This window comes from Paraburkholderia diazotrophica, from assembly GCF_900108945.1.
In the GTDB taxonomy this organism is placed as follows: Bacteria; Pseudomonadota; Gammaproteobacteria; order Burkholderiales; family Burkholderiaceae; genus Paraburkholderia; species Paraburkholderia diazotrophica.
Genome location: NZ_FNYE01000011.1, coordinates 92,372 through 118,508 on the forward strand (window position 1 = coordinate 92,372; position 26,137 = coordinate 118,508).

General features: G+C 62.7%; 22 protein-coding genes. 5 read left to right on the top strand and 17 right to left on the bottom strand.

Features of this window, described 5'->3' with window-relative positions; all coding sequences use genetic code 11:
- Nucleotides 1–76: 76 nt before the first annotated feature.
- The gene (locus BMW76_RS16155; protein WP_090866931.1) at nt 77–2,473 is read left to right on the top strand and encodes a phosphoketolase family protein; all 2,397 of its coding nucleotides are present in this window, start codon (nt 77–79) and stop codon (nt 2,471–2,473) included.
- A gap of 1 nt (nt 2,474) precedes the next feature.
- Here BMW76_RS16155 and BMW76_RS16160 read toward each other — a convergent pair whose 3' ends face one another.
- The gene (locus BMW76_RS16160) at nt 2,475–3,413 is read right to left on the bottom strand and encodes a LysR family transcriptional regulator (RefSeq protein ID WP_090866704.1); all 939 of its coding nucleotides are present in this window, start codon (nt 3,411–3,413) and stop codon (nt 2,475–2,477) included.
- Nucleotides 3,414–3,643: 230 nt separating this feature from the next.
- On the opposite strand from BMW76_RS16160, the gene BMW76_RS16165 reads away from it, so the two are divergent.
- Together BMW76_RS16165 and BMW76_RS16170 are read left to right on the top strand one after the other, a co-directional pair.
- On the top strand, nt 3,644–5,293 hold the full coding sequence (locus BMW76_RS16165) for a sulfatase-like hydrolase/transferase (protein ID WP_090866706.1): 1,650 nt from the start codon (nt 3,644–3,646) through the stop codon (nt 5,291–5,293).
- A gap of 51 nt (nt 5,294–5,344) precedes the next feature.
- Nucleotides 5,345–6,472, top strand: coding sequence for a formylglycine-generating enzyme family protein (locus BMW76_RS16170; protein ID WP_090866708.1), 1,128 nt, complete (start codon nt 5,345–5,347; stop codon nt 6,470–6,472).
- A gap of 92 nt (nt 6,473–6,564) precedes the next feature.
- Here BMW76_RS16170 and BMW76_RS16175 read toward each other — a convergent pair whose 3' ends face one another.
- The 4 genes from BMW76_RS16175 to BMW76_RS16190 are packed head-to-tail and all read right to left on the bottom strand — an operon-like array spanning nt 6,565 to nt 11,048.
- On the bottom strand, nt 6,565–7,797 hold the full coding sequence (locus BMW76_RS16175; protein ID WP_090866709.1) for an NAD(P)/FAD-dependent oxidoreductase: 1,233 nt from the start codon (nt 7,795–7,797) through the stop codon (nt 6,565–6,567).
- A 25-nt stretch (nt 7,798–7,822) separates the two neighbouring features.
- Nucleotides 7,823–8,176 (bottom strand): RidA family protein, encoded by a 354-nt coding sequence (locus tag BMW76_RS16180; RefSeq protein ID WP_090866711.1) that lies wholly within the window; start codon nt 8,174–8,176, stop codon nt 7,823–7,825.
- Between the two features lie 18 nt (nt 8,177–8,194).
- Nucleotides 8,195–9,721 (bottom strand): amidase, encoded by a 1,527-nt coding sequence (locus BMW76_RS16185; protein WP_090866713.1) that lies wholly within the window; start codon nt 9,719–9,721, stop codon nt 8,195–8,197.
- A gap of 40 nt (nt 9,722–9,761) precedes the next feature.
- Nucleotides 9,762–11,048, bottom strand: coding sequence for an MFS transporter (locus BMW76_RS16190; RefSeq protein WP_090866715.1), 1,287 nt, complete (start codon nt 11,046–11,048; stop codon nt 9,762–9,764).
- Between the two features lie 102 nt (nt 11,049–11,150).
- On the opposite strand from BMW76_RS16190, the gene BMW76_RS16195 reads away from it, so the two are divergent.
- A complete protein-coding gene (locus BMW76_RS16195) occupies nt 11,151–11,819 on the top strand; it encodes a helix-turn-helix domain-containing protein (protein WP_090866718.1) in 669 nt (222 codons plus the stop codon).
- Between the two features lie 77 nt (nt 11,820–11,896).
- On the opposite strand, the gene BMW76_RS16200 is transcribed toward BMW76_RS16195, so the two are convergent.
- The 9 genes from BMW76_RS16200 to BMW76_RS16240 all read right to left on the bottom strand — a co-directional run bounded on the left by BMW76_RS16200 (nt 11,897) and on the right by BMW76_RS16240 (nt 21,104).
- Entirely contained in the window at nt 11,897–12,967 is a 1,071-nt protein-coding gene (locus tag BMW76_RS16200; protein ID WP_245763253.1) for a GlxA family transcriptional regulator, read from the bottom strand.
- Between the two features lie 100 nt (nt 12,968–13,067).
- On the bottom strand, nt 13,068–13,868 hold the full coding sequence (locus BMW76_RS16205) for a crotonase/enoyl-CoA hydratase family protein (protein ID WP_090866720.1): 801 nt from the start codon (nt 13,866–13,868) through the stop codon (nt 13,068–13,070).
- Nucleotides 13,869–13,870: 2 nt separating this feature from the next.
- Nucleotides 13,871–15,460: a class I adenylate-forming enzyme family protein gene (locus BMW76_RS16210; protein WP_090866722.1), complete on the bottom strand. Its 1,590-nt coding sequence runs from the start codon at nt 15,458–15,460 to the stop codon at nt 13,871–13,873.
- Nucleotides 15,461–15,478: 18 nt separating this feature from the next.
- Nucleotides 15,479–16,669: an acyl-CoA dehydrogenase family protein gene (locus tag BMW76_RS16215; RefSeq protein ID WP_090866724.1), complete on the bottom strand. Its 1,191-nt coding sequence runs from the start codon at nt 16,667–16,669 to the stop codon at nt 15,479–15,481.
- A gap of 13 nt (nt 16,670–16,682) precedes the next feature.
- Nucleotides 16,683–17,561: a nitrilase-related carbon-nitrogen hydrolase gene (locus BMW76_RS16220; protein ID WP_090866726.1), complete on the bottom strand. Its 879-nt coding sequence runs from the start codon at nt 17,559–17,561 to the stop codon at nt 16,683–16,685.
- Between the two features lie 35 nt (nt 17,562–17,596).
- Nucleotides 17,597–18,493: a glycine betaine ABC transporter substrate-binding protein gene (locus tag BMW76_RS16225; protein WP_090866728.1), complete on the bottom strand. Its 897-nt coding sequence runs from the start codon at nt 18,491–18,493 to the stop codon at nt 17,597–17,599.
- A 36-nt stretch (nt 18,494–18,529) separates the two neighbouring features.
- Entirely contained in the window at nt 18,530–19,261 is a 732-nt protein-coding gene (locus BMW76_RS16230; protein ID WP_090866730.1) for an ABC transporter permease, read from the bottom strand.
- The gene (locus tag BMW76_RS16235; RefSeq protein WP_090866732.1) at nt 19,258–20,376 is read right to left on the bottom strand and encodes an ABC transporter ATP-binding protein; all 1,119 of its coding nucleotides are present in this window, start codon (nt 20,374–20,376) and stop codon (nt 19,258–19,260) included. Before BMW76_RS16235 ends, BMW76_RS16230 begins: the two co-directional genes overlap by 4 nt.
- Nucleotides 20,377–20,378: 2 nt before the next feature.
- On the bottom strand, nt 20,379–21,104 hold the full coding sequence (locus BMW76_RS16240) for an ABC transporter permease (protein ID WP_090866734.1): 726 nt from the start codon (nt 21,102–21,104) through the stop codon (nt 20,379–20,381).
- A gap of 541 nt (nt 21,105–21,645) precedes the next feature.
- On the opposite strand from BMW76_RS16240, the gene BMW76_RS16245 reads away from it, so the two are divergent.
- On the top strand, nt 21,646–22,077 hold the full coding sequence (locus BMW76_RS16245; RefSeq protein ID WP_090866736.1) for a CBS domain-containing protein: 432 nt from the start codon (nt 21,646–21,648) through the stop codon (nt 22,075–22,077).
- Nucleotides 22,078–22,190: 113 nt separating this feature from the next.
- Here BMW76_RS16245 and ald read toward each other — a convergent pair whose 3' ends face one another.
- Genes ald through phnA form a run of 3 tightly spaced genes read right to left on the bottom strand, consistent with a single transcriptional unit; the run spans nt 22,191 to nt 26,079 of the window.
- Nucleotides 22,191–23,309 (bottom strand): alanine dehydrogenase, encoded by a 1,119-nt coding sequence (gene ald / locus BMW76_RS16250; protein WP_090866738.1) that lies wholly within the window; start codon nt 23,307–23,309, stop codon nt 22,191–22,193.
- Between the two features lie 57 nt (nt 23,310–23,366).
- Nucleotides 23,367–24,824 carry a phosphonoacetaldehyde dehydrogenase gene (gene phnY, locus BMW76_RS16255; protein WP_090866740.1) on the bottom strand — a complete coding sequence of 486 codons (1,458 nt, stop codon included), beginning with the start codon at nt 24,822–24,824 and terminating at the stop codon, nt 23,367–23,369.
- A gap of 13 nt (nt 24,825–24,837) precedes the next feature.
- Nucleotides 24,838–26,079: a phosphonoacetate hydrolase gene (gene phnA / locus BMW76_RS16260; RefSeq protein WP_090866742.1), complete on the bottom strand. Its 1,242-nt coding sequence runs from the start codon at nt 26,077–26,079 to the stop codon at nt 24,838–24,840.
- Nucleotides 26,080–26,137 lie beyond the last annotated feature (58 nt).

Here is a 26,137-nt window from a genome sequence, read left to right on the forward strand (position 1 = left end):
CGGGTGCATCGTCCGATGCGTGATCGAGCGGTGGCCATGTTGCGCACGCGGAACCACGACTATGGAGATGCTCGAAATGGACGATGTTCTCCTCGATGCCACCCCGTTGAGCGCCGACGAACTGCACGACATGGACCGGTATTGGCAGGCGTGCAATTATCTGTCGGCCGGCATGATTTACCTGCGCGCCAATCCGCTGTTGCGCGAGCCGCTTGCAAAAGAGCACATCAAAAGGCGATTGCTCGGCCACTGGGGTTCCGATCCCGGGCAAAGCTTCGTGCTCGTGCATCTGAACCGAGTAATAACGCGGCAGGACCTGGATGTCATTTTTATATCCGGGCCAGGCCACGGCGCGCCGGCGACGTTGGCGCATAGCTACCTGGAAGGGCGCTATTCGGAGATCTATCCGGACCGCGCTGAAACCGAAGAAGGCATGGCACGCTTTTTCCGGCTGTTTTCCTTTCCGGGTGGCATCGGCTCGCACTGCACGCCCGAAACGCCGGGCTCGATTCACGAAGGCGGCGAACTGGGTTACAGCCTTTCGCATGCTTACGGTGCTGCGTTCGATAACCCCGATCTGATCGTCGCGGCGATGATCGGCGACGGCGAAGCGGAAACGGGGCCGCTCGCCACGTCATGGCATTCGAACAAATTCCTCAATCCCGCCCGCGACGGCGCCGTACTGCCCATTCTTCATCTGAACGGCTACAAGATCGCCAATCCGACTGTTCTCGCCCGCATTCCACACGAGGAACTTGCCGCGTTGATGACGGGCTACGGACACAATCCGTATTTCGTCGAAGGCGACGATCCGCAGACGATGCATCAGACGATGGCTGCGACGATCGATCGTTGCATCGAAGAAATCCGGACGATCCAGGCGCGCGCGCGTATAGATGGTGACCTCAGCCGTCCGCGCTGGCCGATGATCGTGCTGCGCACGCCAAAGGGATGGACAGGCCCGCGTGAAGTTGGCGGGCACAAGGTTGAGGGTTCATGGCGTGCGCACCAGGTTCCCATCGCGGACCCGGAGAGCAATCCGGATAGTCTCAAGCTCATCGAAGAATGGCTGCGCAGCTATAAACCGGAACAACTGTTCGACAAGTCGGGGAGACTGATCGAAGAACTGCGCGCGCTCGCGCCGCGAGGCGACCGCCGCATCAGCGCGAATCCTCACGCGAACGGCGGGGCGTTGTGCAAGTCGCTCGATCTGCCGCCCTTCGAAGATCATGCCGTCGACGTTAAGGTTCCGGCCGCAACCTATCTGTCGCCGACCGATGCGCTCGCGAAATACCTGTGCGACGTGATGCGCCGGAACATGACGAGCTTCCGTGTATTCGGACCGGATGAGACCTCGAGCAACAAGCTCTCGGCGATCTACAAGGCTTCGAAGAAGACGTGGCTTGCGCTCGCGGAAGAAAGCGATAGCGACGGTGGCGAACTGGCCGCCGACGGACGCGTGATGGAAATGCTCAGCGAGCACACGCTGGAAGGCTGGCTCGAAGGCTACACGCTGACGGGCCGACACGGACTCTTTGCGACGTACGAAGCATTCGTGCATGTGATCGATTCGATGTTCAATCAGCACGCGAAGTGGCTCGAAAAAGCGAAGCGCGAATTGCGCTGGCGGCAACCCGTGCCATCGCTGAACCTGTTGATCACGTCGCTCGTATGGCGCCAGGATCACAACGGCTTTACGCATCAGGACCCCGGCTTTCTCGATGTCGTGACCAACAAAAGCCCCGACGTCGTGCGCATTTATCTGCCGCCCGATGCGAACTGCCTGCTGAGTGTCGCCGATCACTGCCTGCGTTCACGCGATTACGTGAACGTGATCGTCGCCGACAAGCAGCCGCATTTGCAGTATCTCGACATGAAGGCGGCGATCACGCATTGCACGAAGGGCGTCGGCATCTGGGACTGGGCGTCGACCGATCAGGGGCAGGAACCGGATGTCGTGATTGCAAGTGCGGGCGATATCGCGACGATGGAAGCACTCGCTGCCGTCGAAATCCTCAAAGGGCTGTTCCCGGATCTGAAGATGCGTTTCGTGAACGTGGTCGACCTGTTCCGTCTGATGCCCGACACCGATCATCCGCACGGACTGTCATCGCGCGATTTCGATTCGCTGTTCACTACGGACAAGCCCGTGATATTCAACTTCCACTCGTATGCATCGCTTGTTCACAAGCTCACGTATCGCCGCGCCAATCACGAGAACATTCATGTGCATGGCTATGCGGAGAAGGGCAACATCAATACGCCGCTGGAACTCGCGATCATCAACGGGATCGATCGCTTCACGCTCGCCATCGACGTGATCGACCGTGTCGCGGCGCTGCGCGGCGTGGGCGACCATGCAAAAGAGCGCTTGCGCGATCAGCGGATCGAACACGTCACGTATGCGCATGCCGAAGGAATCGATCGGGAAGAAATTCGCAACTGGACGTGGAAGAGCGGCGATGCGGGTTAAATCATCGCTTCTTTTTTCGGCTCTTCGTCGCGCGTTCTTCCAGACGTTGGTTGCATTCGACGATGGTTTCGATCGCCTTTTCGGCGCTGGGCGATAAGGTGCGATGCGCCAGACTCACAATCGCGAATCGCGTCGTCAGTTCCTTCGCGTCTTCGAAGTCGATCGTTCGCAGCGCTCCGCTGTCGAGTTCTCGCCATACCGCCGAGAAAGGACCGTAGACCACCATATCGGAGTCTGTTGCCAACTCCTTTAGCGTGTGAAAGCTGTTGCATTCGACCGCGAACTTAGGCTGTTCAAAGGGCTTGAGTTGCATCAGCTTGCGAAAATTCTCCAGCGTGTGTTTCGGGGCCGGCACCGAAGCCACCTGAAGTTCTCTCAGCATCGAAATCCTGCGCCGGCTGCCGGAAAAAACAGGGTGTTCCGGCCTCGCGAACCATCCGCATTGGCAGGATGGCAACGACCTGATCGCCAGTTCCGGTGACGGCGACACGGCAGATTCCACCGTAATCATGAAATCAATGGTCTCTGCGTGGAGCCGATCGAGGAGCGCGCTCCAGTCGTCCACACTGACACGCACGGAAAGGCGCGGGTGAGACCGCGCGAGCGCGGCGATCGCGTCGCTCAAGAGCGCCGCAGCGGGAATGGGACCCGCGCCGATCATGACTTCGCCAAGCTCATGATTGTTGAAGAGCTTCACGTCGCGATCAAGCGCCCGGATTTCAAACAGCGCTCGCCGCGCACGCTCGACAACCAGCCTTCCACCCGGCGTCAGGACGATTCCACGAGGATGACGATCGCATAGCCGCATGTCGAGTTCGTCTTCCAGCGACTGAATGCTTCGCGTGAGCGCAGATTGCGTCAGGTGCACTTTTTCGGCGGCTCTTGCGAATGCGCCTTCATCTGCAAGGGCAACAAGGTGTTCGAACTGGCGCAGGTTCATTATGAGTTCCGCTCAACGATGGCATTCGTAATTTGCAATGGAAGTATAGATCGGTCTGGTCTAGATTTGGAGGCTGCGAAATAGGGGACGTCCGCGACGTGCCCCGGCGATGCTTGCCGGGGGCGCACAACGGATAGGCGCAGGCATTCGCGCGCCGCCGATACAGCCAGGACAAACGCATGTACTGATCGTACTTGCCGTAACGAACTGCAGGAGACAACGTGAAACGGATGATGATCCCGGTGTGGTTTATCGCTGCACTCTGGGGCGCGATTTGGGCAACCCAGGCGGTTGCTGCGTCAACGATTACCGAGCCGACGAGAGTGACCGGCCAGCCCGGCTACAACCAGCCCAATCAGTATCTGACGGGCCAAACCGTCAGGCTGGCCGATAACATGGAGCCGGTCATCAACAACGCGGACCAGACCGCCGACGCGCGGCAGAAGCTGGACGCGCTGCAAAAGCGGGCCGGCAAACGTCCGAACGTGGTGATCTTTCTGCTCGACGATGTCGGCTACAGCGACTTTGGGTTTAACGGTGGCGGGCAGGCCGTCGGCAACGATACGCCGGATGTCGACCGCGTCGCGAGCCAGAGCCTGATTCTCAGTTCCGCCTATTCGCAGCCGAGCTGCTCGCCCACGCGCGCAACGATCATGACTGGCGAGAACATGGCGCACCACGGCATCCAGATTCCCGTGATGTATGGTCAGCCGGGTGGCCTCGCTGGAATGACCACGCTTGCCACGCTCATGTCGCGACAGGGCTACACCACGCAAGCAGTCGGAAAATGGCACATGGGCGAAAACACGGCGTCGCTGCCGCAAAACGTCGGCTTCGACGATTTCCGCGGCTTCCTTTCCGTTTCCGACATGTACACGGAGTGGCGCGACCCGCAGTACAACCCCGAGGTGGCGTTGAGTCCGCAACGCTATAACTACATCCTCAATCTCCCTTTCAACAAGAGCGACGTGCATGCCGCCAAAGGCGGCCAACTGGAGAATCTGTACGAGATCAACACGGACAACATCAAGGATCTCGACCAGAAGTGGCTCGACTACACCGTTGGTTTCCTGAACCGGCAGAAGGACGCCACGAAGCCATTCTTTCTGTACTACGCACCGCGCGCGTGTCATTACGATAATTACCCGAACGACTACTACCGTGGAAGGTCCGCGGCGCATACGAACTATGGCGACTGCATGGTCGAGGTGAACGACATATTCAGGAAGCTGGTCGATACCCTGGAAGCAAATGGCGAGCTGGATAACACGATCATTTTCTTCGGCTCCGACAATGGCCCGGAGCAGGAGATCCAGCCGGCTGCGAAAACGATGTTTCGCGGCGGCAAGGGCTCGACGTGGGAAGGCGGGGTACGCAGTCCGTTCTTCGTGTACTGGAAAGGCATGATCGCGCCCCGCAGATCGGACGGCCTCTTCGACTTCGCCGACATGTTCAACACGTCGCTGTCCCTGGCGGGTCTGCCCGGCGCGGAGGTGGCGAAAGCCGTACCGTCGACGACCTATATCGACGGCATCGACCAGACGTCATTCCTTCTCGCCGACAAGGGCGTGTCGAACCGCAAGAGCATCTTCTACTTCTGGAACGACGAAGTCTCGGCTGTGCGCGTCGACGAGTTCAAGATGATGTTCAAGGCGCAGCTGCCGGATTCCGTCAACCGCATGGGCTACAACGGTGGATTCGCGGGGACGGTCGGGCAGGCGTGGACTGCGATGGTGTTCAATCTGTATAGCGATCCTAAGGAAGAGGAGTCGGTTCTTGCGCGTCACACGCCGCTGGAAGTCTTCTTGCTCGCGGAATATCGACGCTATCTTGCCGTGCTGAAGAAGTACCCGCCGCGGCACCAGCTATCCGTCAAATAGGGATGCGTTGGCGTCGTCGCGGACGGCGGCGCCATGTTGCAAGGATTTCGAATGAAACTGGTAAGTCGCAACAGGCGCTTGTGGGGAGCGCTGGCATTGGCCGCAGTCATCTCCGCGGCCGGCCTCGCCGCGTACCGATGGAGCCGGATGCCGGCCGCTCTGACAGTCGGCGATGGCAGGACCGGCCCGAACGACATGGTCTGGATTCCGAGCGGCAAGTTCACAATGGGCAGCGAACATCCGCACGCACTGCCCAACGAACGTCCCGCGCACCGCGTGAAGCTGAGTGGATTCTGGGTCGACCGGCACGACGTGACGAACGCGCAATTCGCGCGTTTCGTCGCGGCGACGCGCTACGTCACGACGGCGGAGAGAAAGCCGAAGTGGGAAGACCTCAGGATTCAATTGCCGCCAGGCACCCCAAAGCCTGATGACAGTGTCCTTCAGCCCGGTGGTCTGGTATTCACCGGTACGGACGCGCCCGTACCGCTGGACGACTACTCCCGCTGGTGGAAGTTCGTGCCCGGGGCGAACTGGCGGCATCCCATGGGTCCGGGCAGTTCGATCGCCGGAAAGGACAATCACCCGGTCGTGCAGGTTTCATACGAGGATGCGCTGGCCTACGCGAAGTGGGCTCACAAACGCCTGCTCACCGAAGCGGAATGGGAATACGCGGCACGGGGCGGGCTCGAACAGGCCGATTACGCGTGGGGCGCCGAGTTCTCGCCTGGCGGGAAGAAGATGGCCAACACATGGGAAGACAGCGCGCGACCATTCCCGGTGACGTCGGTACGCAACTCAAGCGAAAAGGTTCAAGTGGGCACGTCGGCGGTAGGTACGTATGCCCCTAACGGCTACGGTCTCTACGATATGGCGGGCAACGTATGGCAGTGGGTGGGAGACCGGTATCGCGCGGACGCATTTCGTATCGAGGCAGCAGGCGGGCGGATGATCACCGATCCGGCGGGCCCGACGAACAGTTTCGATCCCGATCGGGGGGCGCTCGCGCACGCGCCTGCCAGGGTTACAAGAGGCGGTTCGTTCTTGTGCAGCGAGACGTATTGCGTGAGTTATCGGACGAGCGCACGGCGTGGTACCGATCCAATGAACAGCATGTCGCACCTCGGATTTCGCCTTGCGATGGATGAAAGCGAATGGCAGCGCGAATCGGGTCGATAGTTCGGGTAGCGATCGGCTGCCGAAAGCTGTTTCGATCTGCAAGACAGGCGGCCGTAGTCCCTGATTGCGAAACGCAGCAAACCCGTTGGTACCTAAAAGCGATCGACCCGAAACGGAAACGGATCTGCAACCGGTTCGGCGCCCACCATCATCTCCGCGAGCAGACGCCCTGTAATGGGACCGAGCGTCAGTCCGTGATGCGCGTGGCCGAACGCGAACCACAATTCCTTGTGACGTTTCGCCGGCCCGATGATCGGCATCATGTCGGGCGTGCAGGGACGTCGGCCGAGCCAGGGGCGCTCGTCGAGTCTGGCGCCGAGCGGAAAGGTCCTACGCGCGATGGGTTCGATTGCGTCCAGTTGCACGGGCGTTGCAGGTGCATCGCACGTGGCCAGTTCGGCGCCCGTCGTCAGGCGGATGCCGCGCGCCATCGGCGTGATCATGTAGCCGATCTCCGTATCGAGCACCGGCTGCTTCAGGCGCGCGCCGTTCACTGTCGAGTAATGCATGTGATACCCGCGCTTGACGGCGAGCGGCAGACGATAGCCGAGCCGCGCGCTGACGGTATCCGACCACGGTCCCAGCGCGACAACGGCCGAATGCGCGTCGATGCGGCCAGCTTCCGTATTCACGCTCCAGTGCGGTTCGAGTGTCATCGCATCGCCGATGAAGATGCGGCCGCCCAGTTGCTCGAAGTAACGCGCGTAAGCGGTGACGAGCGCATTGGGATCGCTGATGGAATCAGCATCGGTGTAGCGCAGCGCGCCCAGCAATGCGTGACTCAGCGACGGCTCTTCGCGCCGCAGCCGGGCTGCATCGAGTGCCTCGAATGCGACGCCATATTCCGCGCTCCATCGCTCGACCTGGCGTAGTTCCGAGTCCTGCTTGCGCGCGCTGCGGAAGACTTTCAGCCAGCCGCCCGTGCGCAGCAACTCCTGCGCCCCCGACGCCGCGATCAGCGCGCGATGCTCGCTGACGCAATGCTCGATCAGCGTCGAGTACGAGCGCGCGATTGCCGCGTGCCGGTCCGCGCGCGAGTGATACCAGTAGCGGTACAGGAACGGCAGCAGCTTCGGCATCGCGCGCGGGTGGTAGCGCACGTCGAGCGAGCGGTTGCGCGCATAGCGCAGCAGCGTCGCCGGATCGCGCGGGAACGCGTACGGATAGACACCCTCGCGCTGGATCAGTCCCGCGTTGCCGAACGATGTCTCGTTGCCGGGCGCCTTGCGGTCGACGAGCGCAACGGACAGTCCGCGCTGTTGCAGATGCACGGCCACCGATACGCCCACCATGCCCGCGCCGAGTACGACGGTATCGAACTTCATTGCAGCGTATTCCTTGCCGATGATGTCATGCGAGCGCGGTCACGGCGACTTCGACGTCGAGGCCGGGCCTCATCAGCAATGCCTGCACGCAGGCGCGCGCAGGCGCATGGCCCGACGGCACCCACGCTTCCCACACGGCATTGAATTCATCGAAGTGTTTCGGGTCGCTCAGCCACACGTTGGCGGTGAGAACGCGCGTCTTGTCGACGCCTGCCGATGCGAGCAGCGTGTCGATACGCGTGAGGATTTCCGTCGCCTGCACGGCGATCGACGCGCCGGCTGTATCGGGCACCTGGCCGGACAGATAGGCGATGCCGTTGGCGATCACCACCTGGCTCATGCGTGCGTTGCTTTGCAGTCTTTTGATTTCGCTGGACATGATGTTCTTGTGTGTGAGTTACATGGATGACAGGCTGGCATCACCGTCGCCAGCAGAGTTGAAAATGGGCGGCGCGGTGACGATCGACTTCAGCGCTGCGTTCGGCTGTGTGAGACGCGACAGATCGGGTCGCGGACGGCGCAATGCAGGCTCCCTGTCGAAAGCCTGTTCCATCGCGCGCGCGACGGCCAGCGTCTTGAGATCGCCATGATACGGCCCGACGATCTGCAAACCGAACGGCATGCCCGCATGATCGACGCCGCACGGCAGCGACAGCGCGGGATGCGTCGTCAGCGTCACGACGTAGGTCAGCGCGAGCCATCGATAGTAGTTCTCCTGCGCGCGTCCGTTGATCTGCGCCGCGTACAGCTCGCGCCACGGAAACGGCGAAACGGGCGTCGTCGGCGACACGATCACGTCGTAGCGCTCGAACGCAGACTGAAAGCGCCGGAAGATGCGCGTCTGTTCCGCCTGCGCCCATGCGCTGTCGGCGAGCGTCATCGCCGCGCCCATTTCGTAGTTCGCGCGCGTGTTCGGACCCAGCGCGCCCGGGTCGCGCGCATACGCATCGCGCAGCCCCGCGACGAAGCTCTCCGCGCGGATTACATCGAACGAGCGGTGCACGTCGCCGAGATCGAAGTTGACGGGCTCGCACGTGCGCACCAGCTTGGCGAGCGCGGCCATGCGCGAGCGGAACAGCACACGAATATCGTCGTCGACATCGCACGAGCCGAAGTCTTCCGTGTAGCCGACGCGCAGCGTGGCGAGATCGAGCGCAGGCAGCGCCGCGAAACCGAGCGGATCGGTTTCGTAGCTGAGCGGGTCGCTTGCCGACAGGCCCGCCGTCGCCGCGAGCTGCAGTGCCGTTTCTTCGACATCGCGGCCCATCGGACCGACTACCGAAATCGGCGTCCAGCCGAGCAGTCGACGCGAGTTCGGCACGAGTCCGGGAGTAGGTCGAAAGCCGACCACGCCGCATTTCGATGCCGGAATGCGCAGCGAGCCGCCCGTATCCGAGCCGGTGCAGACGGGCAGCATGTCGCACGCGAGTGCCGCCGCCGAGCCACCCGATGAACCGCCCGCGTTCAGTTCGGTGTCGAACGGATTGCCCGTCGCGCCCCATACCGGATTGCGCGTGTTCGCGCCGGCGCCGAGTTCCGGCACATTCGTCTTGCCGACGAGAATCGCGCCCGCCGCGCGCAGCCGTTCAACCAGCGTGACATCGCGCGAAGGCACGTGGCCGCGTGACATCGGCGAGCCGTAGGTGGTGAGCAGGCCCGCCGTGTCTTCGAGATCCTTCACGCCGAGCGGCAGGCCATGCAGCAGTCCGAGCGGCTCGCCCGCGAGGACCTTGCGCTCGGCGGCCTTCGCGGCTTCGCGCGCATCGTCGTAACAGGTTGCCGTGATCGCGTTGACGGCGGGGTTGATCGCTTCGATCCGTTCGATGCACGCATCGAGCAGTTCGACGGGCGAAATCTCTTTTGCGCCGATCATCCGGCGCAGCTCGACGGCATTGCGGCTGACGAGATCGTCGTGAGCAGACATGGTTCGAAATCCTCGGGGCGAAGTAAGGCCAGAAGTAAGGTCAGGTGAGCGCTTCACCCGTGCGGTCGCGCAGCCAGATCACGGGGACGAGCGAGATGGCGCACGCGGCCGCCACGTACCACGCGGGCGCAAGCGGATTGCCCGTCAGCGCGACGAGCCAGCTTGCCACGAACGGCGAGAAGCCGCCGAAGAACGAAGCGCTCACGACATAGGTTAGCGCGATACCCGTTGCCCGTACGTGCTTCGGGAACAGCTCCGGGATCATCACGAGCACGGGCACGATCTGCCCGGCGACGAACACCGCGAGAAAAGCCGACACGGCGCACAGCATCAGCATCGAAGGCTCAGCGGACAGCCACGCGAACGCGGGATAGATGGTCAGCAGCAGGATCACGCGCGACACGACGAGCACGCGCTTGCGGCTATAGCGGTCCGCGAGCTTGCCCGCGATGGGCGCCGCGACGAACAGCACGAGCGAGCTGATCACGCCCGATGCAACGGATGCCGTCGACGACAGATGCAGCGTGCGCACCGCGTGGCTCGGCAAAAAGAACGCCGTGATGTACACAGAGACCGAGCCGCCGAGTTCGGCGAACGTGCCGAGTATCGTCAGTTTCAGATGTGTGGTGAGCGCCGCTTTCAACGCGCCGCGCCGATGTGTATTACTCGACGATGCATTGCTCAGCGTCTCTTCGAGGCGCCGGCGGATCAGCATGCCGACGGGCGCCGCGACGATGCCCAGCAGGAACGGAATGCGCCAGCCCCATGCGAGCACCGCATCCTTCGGCAGTGTGACGTTGACGAGCGTCGCGACGGCCGCGCCGAGCGCAAGGCCGAGTGCCGTGGCGGCGAAGTTCCAGCTGGCAAAAAAAGCGCGCGTCGAATCCGATGCGTATTCGACAAGCAGTGTCGTGCCGGGGCCGAACTCGCCGCCCGCCGCGAAGCCCTGGATCAACCGCGCCGCGAGCACGATAAACGGTGCGGCCATGCCCGCCACCGCATACGTCGGCGCGCAGGCGATCAGCGCGCAGCTCAGCGCCATCAGCATGATGGTCAGCACCATCGCCTTCTTGCGTCCCGCGCGGTCCGCATAGGCGCCGATCACGATGCCGCCCAGCGGCCGCACGACGAAACCCACGCCGAACACGCCGATCGACAGCAGAAACTGGTTCACGGGCGAGGCGGACGGAAAGAACAACTGTCCGATCTGGATCGCAAAGAAGCTGTAGATCGTGAAGTCGTAGAACTCCAGCGCCGTGCCGAGCGTCGTCGCGGCGATGACCTGGGTCTTCGACAGGCCGGCTTTTTGCAATGCAAGCGTTGACACGGTGACCGCTCCTCAGGGACTGGCATCGACGCGGGTTATCATATACGAGAAAAAATAAATTCTCGTATACGACAAAACCCTCACCATCGCAGAGCGTGTCTCATGGCCAAATCTGTCGGGCGAAGAGAGCCCGTAGCCGCCGAGGCTTCATCGCAGATCGATCACAAGGCGGTCGGCGCGCGGCTGCGCGACGCGCGCAAGGCGCGTGGCCTCACGCTGATGCAGCTGTCGGAGCAGTCGGGCATTGCCGTGTCGACGATCTCGAAGGCGGAGCGCGGCGACATCGCGCTGACCTACGACAAGTTCGCCGCGCTCGCGCACGCGCTGAAACTCGAATTCGACGCCATCTTCGGACGCGGGCGAAGAGCCGCTGCGGGGTCCGCTGCTAGTTCCGCTGTGAGTCACATCACGCCGACCTTTACGGCGTCGGGCCAGCAGATGATCTACGACACGCCCAATTATGAGTACGGCATGCTCGCGAACGATCTGACGGGCAAGCGCATGGTGCCGATGCGCGCGCATGTGAGGGCGCGCAAGCTATCCGATTTCCCCGACTTCATTCGTCATAGCGGCGAAGAGTTCGTGTTTCTCTTGCACGGCTCGCTTGAACTGCGGTTCGACACGGGAGCGGTGTTCGAACTGAAACCCGGCGACAGCCTGTACTTCGACAGTTCTGTCGGGCACGTGTATCTGAGCACGGGCAAAAAGCCCGCGGAAGTGCTGGTGTGTTGCGTCGACACGGATGCGCATCGGCCTGCTGACGCGATCTGATTGCAGTTCAGCGGACGCGCCGGCGTTCCGGCCGCTACCGCGCTTTCTTGCAACGATTCGATGGGATGTCGAGGGCCTCAGATGTTCGCCTTCGACGCGCGCTCCTGTCCCGGCGTGATGGAAAAAGCCTTGCGATAACAACGTCCGAGATGTGAGGCGCTCGTGAATCCGCACTGCAACGCGATATCGAAGATGGACGAGGTCGATTCGTGCAGCAGTTTTTGCGCAGCCTTCAGGCGTACGTCGAGATAGAACTGCGACGGCCCCATGCCGAAGTGCTTTAGCCACATGCGCTCGATCTGACGCGGCGAAATGCCCACCAGTGAAGCGATGGTCTGCACTGGCACGGGCCGTTCGATGTTCTGTTCCATCAACGTGATCGCATTGACGATGCGCCGGTCCTCGATGCCGTAGCGCCACTGAATCGCCATTTTCTGGCTTTCCTGCGATGCGCGAATGCGCGTGTGCAGGAACTGATCGGCGACGTCGGCAGCGAGCCGGTGGCTATGCGCGCGAGCAATCATGTCGAGCATCAGATCGATGGCGGCCGTGCCGCCGCCGCACGTGAGCCGGTCGCCGTCGATGCAATAGAGGTCGCGCGTCACCGTCAATGACGGAAACTCGTCGGCGAGCGCTTTCAACGCCTCCCAGTGGATCGTGCAGCGGCGCCTGTCGAGCAACCCGGCGCGCGCGAGGATCATCGTGCCCAGACTGATGCCGCCCAGCGGCCGGCCACTCGCCGCATAGCGGCGCAGAAAGTCGAACACCGACGCGTTGCGGTAGTTCTCGACATCGATGCTTGCCACCACGAATAGCTGATCGACGGCAATCGACGACGTCATCGCCGATTCCGGCAGCAGCGAAAAACCCGAACTCGACGACACGGGCTCGCCGTCGGCGCTGATCAGATGCCAGCTATAGAGCGGCTTGCCGCTCATCCGGTTCGCGGCGCGCAGAGGCTCGGTTGCCGAGCTGAGCGCCATCATCGAGAAGTTCGGCACCAGAAAAAAGCCGATGCGTTGCGTGACGACGGGCCGCTCGTGCGCACTGCGCGCAATGCCGGCCGCGTCCGCGCCCGCGTCGGCTGTCCGCCGTTCCAGATGCAGCGCCGCCGCCAGCTTCGGCGCCTCGTTGCTTTTCCTGCGCATGTCCATGGTGGAGGGGCCAAGATAAGGAGACTGTCGCATATCGCGATGCGCGGGTCCATCGCGTCATGCGTGCCATGGGGCGCTCAGGCCAGCGCCGGCGTCATTCGCCCGTGTAGTTGGGCGCGCGCTTCTCGAAGGTCGCGGCGATGGCCTCACGGTGATCCGCCGTGCGATGCGCGATGCCCTGAAACGCCGCCGACAGTTCCAGCAGACTCGGCAGATCCATCCGCTGACCTTCGCGTATGAGGCGCTTGCTCATGCGCAGCACGTTGGGCGGATTGCTCGCGATCCGTTGCGCCAGTTCTTTTGCGGCGGACAGCAACTGCGCATCGGGCACGACGCGTGACACGAGACCCCATTCGAGCGCGCATTGGGCGTCGATGGGCGTGCCCGTGAAAATCATTTCGGCAGCGCGCGACATGCCGATCGCGCGCGGCAGCAGCCACGCGCCGCCGTCGCCGGGAATAATGCCGACTTTCGCGAAGCTTTCCGCGAACAGTGCGCTTTGCGCAGCGATGCGGATATCGCACATCAACGCGAGATCGCAGCCCGCGCCGTGCGCCGGGCCGTTGACGGCGGCGATGCAGGGCACGTCCAGTTCATGAAACGCACGCGGGATGCGCTGGATGCCGCGCCGGTAGTTCTCCCGTATCTGCGCCGAGTTGCCGCCGAAGGTGCCGACCTCGTCGCGCATGTGCTTGATGTTGCCGCCCGACGAAAACGCCGGGCCTGCTCCCGTCAGCACGATCGCGCGCACGGACAGATCGGCTTGCGCGCGCTCGAGACTCGCGACGAGCGCATCGACCACTTCCATCTCCGTCAACGCGTTACGCGTTTCCGGGCGGTTCAGCGTGATGGTCGTCACGCCGCCGTCGAATTCGTACAGTACCGGTTCATTCATGATTACGTTCCCGTTTGCAAGAGGTCCTGAGCCACGGAAGCCGCGAGCTCGCGCCGAAGCACCTTGCCGCTCGGATTCAGCGGCAGCCTGTCGACGAACAGCACTTTCTTCGGCCGCTTGTATGGCGCGAGGTCGTCGCTGGCCTTGCAGAACGCGATGACTGCGTCCTCCGTCAACTGCGTGTCGCTGCGCACGACGAACGCCGTCACGGCCTGCCCCCACTTCGCATCCGGTATGCCGATCACGGCGGCCTCTTGCACACCTGGGCAGTGATACAGCACTTCCTCGACTTCGCGCGGATAGATGTTTTCGCCGCCTGAGACGATCATGTCGTCGGCGCGGCCGTGGAAGTGGAAGTAGCCGCCTTCGTCGACGCTGAAGAGATCGCCCGTATAGAGCCAGCCGTCACGAAACTTTTTCGCCGTCTCGACGGGGTTGTTCCAGTATGCGCGCGCCAGTTGCGGGCCGCGCACGATCAACTGGCCGACTGTGCCCGCTTCGACGCATTCGGTCGGCGGCACCGCGCGCTCCGGGTCGTTCGTCACGATGCGGCACGTGCTGATCAACGTCGGCTTGCCGCACGAGCCGAGGCGCGACAGCGCATCGCGCGGATGCAGCAGCAACGTGAGGCTCGCTTCCGTCATCCCGTAACCGTTATAGATGTTCGGGCAGAACTCGTCGATCACACGCTGCATGGTCGCGGCGGGAATGGCCGCGCCGCCCGTCGTGATCATGCGCAGGCTGCGATGATCCGTCTGCGCGAACGTGGGGTGGAACAGCATGTCCTGAATCTGCGTCGGCACCGCGAAGAGCGTGGTGATGCGATGCCGGGCGATCGCGGCCAGCGTGCGCTGCGGGTCGTAGCGGGGCAGCACGATGTTCGCCGCGCCCACCATCAGATGCGGCATGAAATACGCCTGCATGCCGCCGACGTGATAGAGCGGGGCGATATGCAACGCAGCATCGGTGCTCGTCAGGCTGTACTCCATCACGCAGTTCGTCGCGATCGCGACGTCGTTGCCATGCGTGTGGATCGCGCCTTTCGGGCGGCCCGTCGTGCCCGACGTGTAGACGAGCGCCGAGATGTCGTCGGGCGCGAGCGTGGGCAGCGGCGCGTCGCGATGGCGCGTGCTGTCGATCAGCGCGTCGAAGTTGTGATGGTGCAGGGGCGAGTATGTATCGACGGCTTCTTCGCCGTGTCCCGTCACGCAGATGTAGAGGCGCAGATCGGGGAGCGCCTGCTCGGTCTTGGCGATGACGGGCAACATCGACTCGTCGTAGATCAGCGCGCGAGCGCCCGCATCGCGAATGATGAACGCCGCTTCGTTCGCGGACAAACGATAGTTCATCGGCACGGCAATCGCGCCGAGCAACTGGCACGCGAAATAGGCGGTCGCCGTTGCGTCAGACGTCTTCTGGAAGATCGCAACGCGATCCGTCTGCCGCACGCCCAGATCGAACAGCGCCTGCGCGAATCCGCGCACGCGCACGTCCCATTGCGCGTAGGTGAGGTGCGTGTCGCCGCAGACGAGCGCGAGACGCTCCGGATACTTCGCGACCGTATTGTCGAACAGCGAGGTAATAGTCAGCATGATGGAAATGGAATACGGTCAAAGGTTGATCTTGAGTTCCGGCAGATCGCGCGAGGCGATCAGATACTTCACCATTTCCGATGTGCCGCCGACGATCGTCAGCGCACGCGCGTCGCGATAGAGCTGCTCGGTGCGGCCGTATTCTTTCGTCAGGCCGTCGCCGCCCAGGATTTGCACCGCTTCGTTCACGCAGAAATTCGCGGTCTCGGTCGCGACGAGCTTGGCCATGGCCGCTTCCTTCATCAGCGCCTTGCCGTCCGTGCCCGCGTCGTACATCTTCGTTGCGCGATAGGTGATGAGCTCGGCTGCGTCGATGCGCCAGCTCATCTGCGCGATCTTGTCCCAGATGAGCTGCTTGCAGCCGAGGAGCTGACCGAACGTCCTACGGCTTTGCGCATGCTGGCGCGCAATCTCGAACGCGCTGCGCGCGACGCCGAGACCGGAGCCGCCGAGAATCGCGCGCTCGAAGTTGAACATGCCGCGCATGATCCTGAAAGCGTCTCCAGGCTCGCCCAACAGATGATCGGCGCTGACGCGGCAATCGTCGAATTTCACTTCACCGACGATGCAGCCGCGTCGTCCCATGAACGTGTAGTTGCGTGGAAAGCTGATGCCCGGCGCGCCCTTCGGCACGGCGATGGCCGTGACGCCAGGCTTCGCGCCGTCATCGCGCGGCGTGATGCCGTAGACGATATACACGTCCGCGACCGATGCGTTCGAGATGTAGCGCTTGAACCCGTTGATCACCCATTCGTCGGTGCGCGCATCGTATTCGACGCGTGTCTGCATGTCCGCCGAATCGCTGCCCGTGCCGGGCTCCGTCACGCAGATCGCGCCGATTGCACGGCCATCGAGGATCGGCTCCAGGTACGTGTCGCGCAGCCGTGCGCTCGCATGGCGATGCAACGGATACGCGCAGCTCAATGCCGTCGCAATGGTCGTTTCGAACGCGTAGTTGATCGCCGATGCTTCTTCGGAAAGGATCGTTGCGTGCGTGAGGCCCGGCTTCTTCAGCGAGCCTCGATAGAGATCCGCAAACATCAGCCGCAAGTAGCCCGCTTCGCCCAATGCGCGCACGACATGTTTGACGGCGTTCCAGTCCTGACGGTCTTCGATATCGACGGCGCGCGGCGCAAGCTCGCGTTGCAGAAAGGCGCGCACTTCGCTGCGAAACGCGCGGTCTTCTTCGGTGAGGAGAAAGTCTTGCATGGCTGACGACGCTTCAGTTCGTGGCAGGTTGACGTGTGGTGCGAATGCCGCGCTCGGCGAATACGCGCGAATCGCGTACCGTCGGCAGCAGAAAGCGTGCTTCGCGTAGCGAGGCGAAGTCGAGTTCGCCGACAACCAGTTCTTCTTCGGTGGTCGAGCCCATCGCGACCGTGTTGCCGAACGGATCGAGAATGCGTGAGCCGCCCCAGAAGCCGAGCATGCCTTCCGTGCCGATGCGATTCGCCATCACGACGGCGACGCCATACGTCACCGCGTAAAAGCGCAGGTTCAGTTCCCATGACGACGGATTGTCGAATCCGCCGCCCACGGCCTCGCGCGCCGAGCTGATGGGAGCCGCGAGCAGCGTGACGCCGTCGCACATCAGGTCGTGCACGAGGCCGGGATTCCACAGGTCGTTGCAGATCGGCGTGGCGATGCGCCAGCGGCTGTCGATATCGAATGCGCCGAGTTCCGCTCCCGGCGCGTAATAGAGACCGTCGCGCAGCTTGCCGTACGTCGCGAGTTGCACCTTGCGATGCACGTGCACGATCTGTCCGCGCGTCACCGTTGCCTGGCTGTTGTAGAACTGGCCGCCGGGCGCTTCTTCGATAAAGCCGAACGACGTATGCAGGTCGACGCTCGCTTCCGCAAGCGCGGCGAGCGCAGGGTGGTCGAGTCGCATCGCGAGCCGCAATGCGTCTTTTCCGGCGCTATGGCCGCATAACGACAGCTCGGGGAACAGCAGCATCGAGACGGCGCGCTTGCGCGCCTCGTCGATCATGCGCAGATGCTTCGCGAGATTCGCATCGAGATCGCCGTATGAACTGTCGATCTGCGCGGCTGCAACCGTCAGCGCGCCGCCGCGCGCCGTATCGAAAGAAGGGGAAGGCATGTTCTTGTCTCTCAGGTTTGCGTGTTCTTGATGCGTTAGAGCAGACCCGCTTCCTTCAGGAAGTCATGCGAGACCTCGCTGAACGACTTCTTTTGCACGTCGACGGAGGCGTTCAGGCGCGCCATGGTCGGTGCGTCGAGCTTTGCAGAAAGCGCGTTCAGGATCGGACCGAGCTTCGGGTTGGCATCGAGCGTCGCCTTGCGGATCACGGGCGTCAGCGCATACGACGGGAAAAAGCCCTTGTCGTCCTTGAGAATCACGAAGTTGAACGCGGGCACGCGGCCATCGGTGGCGAACACGAGCGCGATGTCAACCTGACGGTCCTTGAGCGCCTGATACGTGAGGCCCGAATCCATCCGCTTGATTTCGTCCTGCGAGAAGTCGAAGCCGTAGAGTTTTTGCAGCGGACGCAGACCATCCGGACGCGCATAGAACTCCGAGTTGCATGCGAAGGTGAGCGTCTTGCCCGCCTTGATCGCTTTCGCGAGATCGCTGAGTGTCGCAATGCCGAGCTTCTTCGCTTCGTCCTGATTCATCGCGAACGAGTAGGTGTTATTCGCGCGCGACGGATCGAGCCACACGAGACCCTTTGCGGCATCGAGCTCTTTCACCTTCTTGTAGGTATCTTCGGGCGAAAGGCGGTCATTGATCTTGTTGTACGTGATCAGCGACGTGCCCGTGTATTCCCAGTACACGTCGACCTGTCCGTTTTCCTGTGCCTGGCGCAGCACGGCGCTGCCCATGCCGTCTTTTTTCGTGACGTCGAAGCCCTTGGCCTGCAAAAGCTCGGTCGTCATTTCGGCGAGCAACTGCTGTTCGGTGAAGTTCTTGCCGCCGACGACGACACTCGCCGCCGCGCACGTGATGGCCCAGGAGGAGGCAAACGAGAGGGCGACGAGCGCGCAGGCTCGCTTGAAAAAGGCAGTCTTCATGATGTCCTCGAAGAAACGCGTTAGCGTGTGGTTGAACTAGCGTTGCGGATTGACGCCTTTCGACACGAGATGCGCCTGCATCTGGCCGACGAGCAAGTCAGTGAGAATCGCGAGCAGCGCAGTCGGAATCGCGCCCGCCAATAGCATCGAAAAGTCGTTCATGTCGATGCCGGTGAAGATCAGTTCGCCCAGCCCGCCGCCGCCGACGAGAAAGGCGAGCGGCGCCGTGCCGACCGTGATCGCGAGCGCGGTGCGGATGCCCGCGAAGATCACATACAGCGCGTTCGGCAATTCGACGCGCAGCAGGATCTGCGTGGGCGTCATGCCCATGCCCGTCGCTGCTTCGATCAGTGCGGGAGGGACGGCGCGCAAGCCTTCGAGCGTGTTCAACACGATCGGCAGCAAGGTCGCCACCCAGAGCCCGAAGATCGACGGCCAGCGGCCGATGCCGAGCACGCTCATCGCGAGTGCGAGCAACGCGAGCTTCGGCACCGCCTGGCCCACGTTGATCGTTTGCAGGACGGCTTGCGCGACGTGCGCCTGCTTGCCCGACGCGCGGCTCAGATAGATGCCGAGCGGCACGGCGACGATAATCGCGAGGCCGCCTGCAATCGCGACCATCGTCATTTGCTGGATCGACTGGTAGAGGATGTCGCCGCGATACTGGCCGATCGAGGCGAGCAGGTTTTCGGCGTGTGCGAGCGCGGGCGCGGTGCATGCGGCAAGCGCGACGCAGCGTGAAAAGAGCGCTTTCTTGCGGGTGTTCATGCGCGTGTCTCCGAGGGCAGCCGCAGCATGTCGACGATATGCGCCTGATTCACGTAGCCGACGAAGCGGCCGTCGTCGTCGACAGTCGGCAGCCATGATTGGCCGAGCGCGAACATCGACGAAATTACGCTGCGCAGATCGTCGCTCTGGCGCGCGAAGCCCTCCACCGGATTCGCGTGCGCGGCCATCAGGTTCCCGTCGATCGTGCGCAGTTCGGCGGCGCTCAGATAGCCTTGCGGCTTGTCCGTGGCATCGAGCAAGATGATCTGTTCGATGCCGTGCTGTTCGAGCAATGCACGCGCGCGGTCGCTGCTTTCGCCGACACGCGCCGCGCACTCGCACGCCGACAACGCATCCTTTGCGCGCACGAGGCGCAGCCGCTTCAACGCACGATCCGCGCCGACGAAGCCTGCAATGAACTGGCTCGCGGGCCGCGCGAGGATCGTGTCCGGCGTATCGAACTGTTCGAGCCTGCCACCGCTGAAGATCGCGATGCGGTCCGCCATCTTCACCGCTTCGTCGATGTCGTGGCTCACGAACATGATCGTCTTCTTCACCTGTTGCTGGATACGCAGAAACTCGTCCTGGATCAGCTCGCGGTTGATCGGGTCGATCGCGCCGAACGGTTCGTCCATCAGCATGACGGGCGGGTCGGTTGCCAGCGCGCGCGCCACGCCGATGCGCTGCTGCTGCCCGCCTGACAGATCCTTCGGATAGCGCGACAGGTAGATCGACGGATCGAGCGCGACGATCTCCAGCAACTCGGCGGCGCGGCGCTTCGTCTTCGCCTTGTCCCAGCCGAGCAGACGCGGCACGACGCCGATGTTCTCCTCGACCGTCATGTTCGGAAAGAGGCCGATCTGCTGGATCACATAGCCGATCTGGCGGCGCAGTTCGACGACATCGAATTCATCAGTGTCGCGGCCGTCGATGAAGATTTTGCCCGAGCTCGGCTGGATCAGACGGTTGATCATCTTCAGCGTGGTCGTCTTGCCGCAGCCGGAAGGGCCGAGCAGCACGCAGATTTCGCCCGCGCCGACTTCCATGTCGATGCCGTCGACCACCGGGGCGCTTGCGCCTTCATAGCGCTTCGTGATGTTGGAGAGCTTGATCATGGTTATTGCGCGTGACGAGGAGATTTACGGAGGGAAGCCCATGCGCCGAGACGCAGTGCGAGCGTGGCGGTGCGCGACGGCCCGCGCAGGCCTTTCGGCGTCAGCAGGCGCTGCACCCAGGCGAGGCCGTAGTCGGCGGCTATGGCGAGCACGCTGACGAGGATCGCGCCGGCAATCAGCTGGCGCGGGTCCGATTGCGAAATGCCGCGGCTGATCAGCTTGCCGAGCCCGCCCGCGCCGATGTACGCGGCGACGGCTGCAATGCCGACGTTGATCACGACGGCCATCCGCACGCCCGCCATGATGATGGGCAGCGCGATCGGAATCTCGACTTTCCACAGACGCTCGCGCGTCGTCATGCCGATGCCGCGTGCGGCCTCGCGCAACGCAGGATCGATGTTGGTGATCGCCGTGTACGTGTTGCGCACGATGGGCAGTTGCGAATACAGGAAGAGCGCGATGACTGTCGGCAGGAAGCCGATACCCTGGCCGATCACGGAAAGAATCGGGATCATCAGGCCGAACAGCGCGACGGATGGAATCGTCATCACGATGGCGGCCGTGTACAACACGATCTTTGCGGCGCGCGGACTGGCTGTGATCGCGATGCCGAGCGGCACGCCAGTGAGGATCGCGAAGCCGACACCGACGCCGACGATCTCGATGTGTTCGACGGTGAGCCGGACGATCGACGCGAAGTTGTCGACGATAAAAGCAAGTGTTTCCACGTTGTCTCCTTGTCGACCAGAGTTAGTGCGGAGCACTTACTCTGGTCCCATGCAGAGCAGTCGACCAGAGTTGGTGCTTTAGCTGTCGGCGGAAGTTGGTGCTTTAGCACTTACTCCCGCCCCATGCAGAGCACTTACTCCGGTCCCATGCCCTACGGCGTATTCAGGTGTTTCTTGCTTCGTTTGCGTTGAGCAAAAGATAGCCGGACAAAATCCTGAGCCTCTCATCTGTTGTCGACCTTCTTTGTCACAAATGCGACATCGCGATTTTGCTGCGGTGCGGTTCCTTTATCGGGCAAGGGGCGGCAGGCCAGATGATTACGGGTTATCCCTTGCTTGAAAGCGACAGACTGTCGAACGTTTGCATCCGGGGTTGCCGACGGGCGTTCTATTTCTTTTTCTCGCTGACGTTCTTTCAATCGGAAAGTGGCAAAACCCTATAATCCGTTCTTTAAATCGCACGCCTGGCGCGCCGCGCCTGTTCAGCCAGTAACGGAAAGCAATGACGAAGAGGCGAGCGGCGAACGGGGTAGAACATCAAATGAAAATCGCAGAGATCATGACGCGTCGTGTCGTGACGGTTGGTTTTGACGACACGTTGGCGACAGTAAAGGAGATCTTCGACTCAGTCGCTTTTCACCATTTGCTGGTGGTGGAGGACGGGCAACTGCAAGGCGTCGTGTCGGATCGGGATTTGTTGCGCGCGATAAGCCCGTTCATCGATAGCGTCGTCGAGTCGCCGCGCGATGTCGCGACGCTCAACAAGCGGGTGCATCAGATCATGAGCCGTAAGCCCGCCACGCTCACGCCCGATGCCGAGGTGTCAGCGGCAATCAGCCTGTTTCTCGACAAGCCGATCTCGTGCATTCCCATTGTCGATGGCGAATTCAGGCCGGTCGGAATCGTCAGTTGGCGGGATATTTTCAAGGCGTGGCCAGCAGCAGATACGGCACAGGCCGAAGAGGGGAAATAAAGCCCCCGGCCGACGAACTCCCGATGCCCGCAGCCGGCGCCTGTAGATGCCTATGCAAGCGTTGCGGGCCGGCCGCCGAAGCATCCGGCGGCCGGCCCGGTCCACACCATTCGTTATCCTGCGGCGACGGCCCCTGCGTCTTCGCATGCGTAGCTCAATGCCGTCGCAACCTCCGGACACGTCACCTTGCCGAAGGCCACGTTGAGACCGCGGCGCAAATGCTCGTCGTCGGTGAGTGCCTTACGCCAGCCCTTGTCCGCGATCTGGAGGACAAAGGGCAGTGTGGCGTTGTTCAGCGCGTACGTGGACGTGCGCGGCACGCCGCCGGGCATATTGGCCACGCAGTAGTGAACCACTTCGCCGACCTTGTACGTCGGTTCCGCGTGAGTCGTGGCTTTTGCCGTCTCGCAGCATCCGCCCTGGTCGATCGCCACGTCGACGATTGCCGAGCCCGGACGCATCGCGTCGACCATCTTGCGCGTGACGAGCCTTGGGGCGGCCGCGCCGGGCACCAGTACGCCGCCGATCACGAGATCGGCGTCGAGCACGTGCTGCTCGATGTTGTCCTGATTCGAATACACAGTGACCACGCGTGCACCAAGCAGCCGGTCCATGCGGCGCAACACGTCGACGTTCCGGTCGATGACGACGACCTGCGCACCCGTGCCCACTGCAATTTGCGCGGCATTGGAGCCGACCACGCCGCCGCCAAGGATCACGATCTTCGCGGATGGAACGCCTGCCACGCCGCCGAGCAGAATGCCCTTGCCGCCGTGCGCGCGCTCCAGGCAAAAGGCGCCTGCCTGAATCGACATGCGTCCCGCGACCTCCGACATCGGCGCTAGCAGCGGCAGTCCGCCGCCCGGCTGCGTGACTGTCTCGTAGGCGATGCAGACGGCGTTGCTCGCGACGAGATCGGCGCATTGCTGCGGATCGGGCGCGAGGTGCAGGTAGGTGAAGAGAATCTGCCCTTCGCGCAGCATCGCGCGCTCGCGCGCTTGCGGCTCCTTCACCTTGACGATCATGTCGGCTGCGGAAAATAGCGCCTGGGCGTCGGGCGCCACTTGCGCGCCCGCTGCCCGGTAGGCGTCGTCGGATGCGCCAATGCCCGCGCCCGCGCCTGTCTCGACGCTCACTGTGTGTCCGTGCGCGACGATCTCGCGCACGGATGACGGCGTGAGGCCGACGCGATATTCATGGTTCTTTATTTCCTTCGGAACGCCTAGGTGCATATAGCCTCCTGTGTGGAACTTCACGCCGGCCGCAAAGCCATCTGATTCGTCAGATGTTCACCACGGCAGCGAATAGGTCTTGGTATTGGTGAAGCTCTTCATCGCCTCCTGCACGCCTTCCTTATAGCCTAATCCGGAATCCTTGACGCCGCCGAATGGCGTGAGTTCGAGCCGGTATCCCGGCACCTCGCGCACATTGACGCTGCCCACTTCCAGTTCCGAAATGAAGCGCGTGATGTAGTCGAAGCGGTTCGTGCACACGGAAGACGATAGCGCATAGTCGGTGCTGTTCGACATATGGATTGCTTCGTCGATTGTGCGGAAACGCATGATCGGCGATACGGGACCGAACGTTTCATATTTGACGAGCGGCATATCCGGCGTGATGCCGTCGACGACAGTCGGCGAATAGAGCGCGCCGTCGCGCTGATTGCCGGCGAGCAGACGCGCGCCGCGTGCAATCGCATCGTCGACCTGGCGCTCGCAGAAGCGCGCGGCGGCTTCGTCGATCACGGTGCCCATATCGATGGAGGTGTCGGCGGGATTGCCGTATTTCCACGCGCGCGTCTTGTCGACGACGAGATCGGTGAAACGGTCGGCGACGGCCTCGTGCACCAGCATCCGCTTGATTGCCGTGCAGCGTTGCCCCGAGTTCTTGTACGAGCCCGCTACGGCGAGCGTGCTGGCTTCGTCGAGATCGGCGTCTTCCATCACGATGATGGGATCGTTGCCGCCCAGTTCGAGCACCGCGCGCCGATAGCCCATGCGCGACGCGATCGATTTGCCGATCGATACGCCGCCCGTGAACGTGATCAGATCGATCGCGCGATTCGTGATGAGTTCGTCGGCGATCACGGCCGGGTCTCCCGTGACCACTTGCAGCATCTGAACGGGCAAGCCGGCTTCGTACAGGATGTCGGCGAGCAGATAGCACGACAGCGGCACTTTCTCCGACGGCTTCACGACGATCCGGTTGTTCGTCGCGATGGACGGCACGATCTTGTGCGCGACCTGGTTCATCGGGTGATTGAACGGCGTGATGGCCGAAATCACGCCGAGCAGCGGATCGCGCTGCGTATAGACGCGGCGCTTCTTGCCGTGAGGCGTGAGATCGCACGAGAAGATCTGCCCGTCGTCCTTCAGCGCCTCGCCCGCGCCGAACACGAGCACGTCCGCGACGCGGCCCGCTTCGTATGTCGAGTCCTTCATGCACAAGCCGGCTTCCGCCGTGATTAGCGCGGCGATCTCGTGCGTGCGCGAGCGCACGGCATCGGCCGCGCGCCGCAGGATCGCCGAGCGCTCGTAGCGCGTGAGCGTCGGACGATACGCGCGCGCAACGTCGAACGCGCGGCGCACGTCGTCGAGTGTCGCCTTCGGCACGGTGCCGACGAGCGTGCCGTCATACGGATTTCGAACATCGATCACCTCGTCGCGATAGATCTTTTCGCCGTCGATGCGCAGCGCCTCGTGGCGAACCTGCGATTGTCCTTTCGTCGTGTCTGCAATGGCGTTCATGGGCGTGTCCTCGTTACTGAAGATGGTTGAGCGCGATGTCGACGATGTCGAAGTTGCGCAGCCGTTCGCGCTGCGCCGCCGACTTTGCGACGGGCCGGCTGAAGATCAGCGGAACGGTCTGCTCGGCAAGGCCGCCGTGCGAACGAAGCGGCGCGTCGAGTCCCGAAAGATCGTGTTTGACGCGCCGCGTGCCGAGCACGACATCGCGCTTCGAGATCACGATCAGATCGCCCATTCGCGCGGGCGGCAACTCGAAGCGCGCGCATCCTTCCGCGCCCGTGAGCACGAGTTCGATGCCCGGCTCGGCGGCGAGCTTGCGGCGCAGCGCATCGACATCGGCGGAGGCGAGGGCGGGCAGATAGACGGTCGCGAACGATCCGAGCGCGCCGTGATGCACGACATACGGATCGGTGATCGGCAGGATCACGCGCGCCTTGTCGTCGCCGAGCCATTCGTCGAAGCGCTCTTGCAGATAGATAACGTTGGGTTCGCCGTCTTCGTTGTGTTTCGCATTCATGCCGTGATCGGCCGTGATCGCGACGATGGCGCCCAGTTCGTCGAGCCGCTGCAGATAGCCGTCCATCATCTGATAGAACGCGTTCGCACCGGGCGTGCCGGGCGCGCACTTGTGCTGCACGTAGTCGGTGGTCGACAGATACATCAGGTCGATGTCGCGCGTCTCCAGCAGGCGCACGCCCGCCGCGAACACGAACTCCGACAGGTCCGCGCTGTACACGCTCGGCACCGGCTTGCCGACCAGTTCGATCACCTCGTCGATGCCGTTCTCGTCAAGCGTGGCCTCGTCCGCTTTCTCCGACGAGAAGCAGATGCCCTTCAAGCCCTTGCCGAGCAGGCGGCGCAGCTTGTCCTTGGCCGTGACGACGGCGACCTTCGCGCCCGCGTCGGCGAACCGCGCGAGCACCGTGGGCGCGACCAGGTACTTCGGGTCGTTCATCAACACTTCCGTGCCGCTCTCGCGATCGAAGAAGTAGTTGCCGCTGATGCCGTGCACGGCAGGCGGCACGCCCGTCACGATCGACAGGTTGTTCGGGTTCGTGAAGCTCGGCACGACGCAGTCGCCCTTGAGGGCGGTCGCCGGCTGCAACAGCTTCTTGATGAAGGGCGCGACGCCGGCGGCGGCGGCCATCTCCAGATATTCGTACGCGCAACCGTCCACGCAGACCACGACGACGGGCTTGCGCATCCAGTTGTAGCGACGGCCGTTCACTTCGATGGATACAGGGGATTCGCTCATGTGTTTCTCCTTTGGACCAGGGTAATCCGGGAATCGGTTATGAGGCGTTGTGTGGCAA

Bases quoted from the DNA above. Each gene is read 5' to 3' on its own strand.
- BMW76_RS16155 (WP_090866931.1), top strand. From the start codon at position 77: ATGGACGATGTTCTCCTCGATGCCACCCCGTTGAGCGCCGACGAACTG.
- BMW76_RS16160 (WP_090866704.1), bottom strand. From the start codon at position 3,413: ATGAACCTGCGCCAGTTCGAACACCTTGTTGCCCTTGCAGATGAAGGC.
- BMW76_RS16165 (WP_090866706.1), top strand. From the start codon at position 3,644: ATGATGATCCCGGTGTGGTTTATCGCTGCACTCTGGGGCGCGATTTGG.
- BMW76_RS16170 (WP_090866708.1), top strand. From the start codon at position 5,345: ATGAAACTGGTAAGTCGCAACAGGCGCTTGTGGGGAGCGCTGGCATTG.
- BMW76_RS16175 (WP_090866709.1), bottom strand. From the start codon at position 7,797: ATGAAGTTCGATACCGTCGTACTCGGCGCGGGCATGGTGGGCGTATCG.
- BMW76_RS16180 (WP_090866711.1), bottom strand. From the start codon at position 8,176: ATGTCCAGCGAAATCAAAAGACTGCAAAGCAACGCACGCATGAGCCAG.
- BMW76_RS16185 (WP_090866713.1), bottom strand. From the start codon at position 9,721: ATGTCTGCTCACGACGATCTCGTCAGCCGCAATGCCGTCGAGCTGCGC.
- BMW76_RS16195 (WP_090866718.1), top strand. From the start codon at position 11,151: ATGGCCAAATCTGTCGGGCGAAGAGAGCCCGTAGCCGCCGAGGCTTCA.
- BMW76_RS16200 (WP_245763253.1), bottom strand. From the start codon at position 12,967: ATGCGCAGGAAAAGCAACGAGGCGCCGAAGCTGGCGGCGGCGCTGCAT.
- BMW76_RS16205 (WP_090866720.1), bottom strand. From the start codon at position 13,868: ATGAATGAACCGGTACTGTACGAATTCGACGGCGGCGTGACGACCATC.
- BMW76_RS16210 (WP_090866722.1), bottom strand. From the start codon at position 15,460: ATGCTGACTATTACCTCGCTGTTCGACAATACGGTCGCGAAGTATCCG.
- BMW76_RS16215 (WP_090866724.1), bottom strand. From the start codon at position 16,669: ATGCAAGACTTTCTCCTCACCGAAGAAGACCGCGCGTTTCGCAGCGAA.
- BMW76_RS16220 (WP_090866726.1), bottom strand. From the start codon at position 17,561: ATGCCTTCCCCTTCTTTCGATACGGCGCGCGGCGGCGCGCTGACGGTT.
- BMW76_RS16225 (WP_090866728.1), bottom strand. From the start codon at position 18,493: ATGAAGACTGCCTTTTTCAAGCGAGCCTGCGCGCTCGTCGCCCTCTCG.
- BMW76_RS16230 (WP_090866730.1), bottom strand. From the start codon at position 19,261: ATGAACACCCGCAAGAAAGCGCTCTTTTCACGCTGCGTCGCGCTTGCC.
- BMW76_RS16235 (WP_090866732.1), bottom strand. From the start codon at position 20,376: ATGATCAAGCTCTCCAACATCACGAAGCGCTATGAAGGCGCAAGCGCC.
- BMW76_RS16245 (WP_090866736.1), top strand. From the start codon at position 21,646: ATGAAAATCGCAGAGATCATGACGCGTCGTGTCGTGACGGTTGGTTTT.
- ald (WP_090866738.1), bottom strand. From the start codon at position 23,309: ATGCACCTAGGCGTTCCGAAGGAAATAAAGAACCATGAATATCGCGTC.
- phnY (WP_090866740.1), bottom strand. From the start codon at position 24,824: ATGAACGCCATTGCAGACACGACGAAAGGACAATCGCAGGTTCGCCAC.
- phnA (WP_090866742.1), bottom strand. From the start codon at position 26,079: ATGAGCGAATCCCCTGTATCCATCGAAGTGAACGGCCGTCGCTACAAC.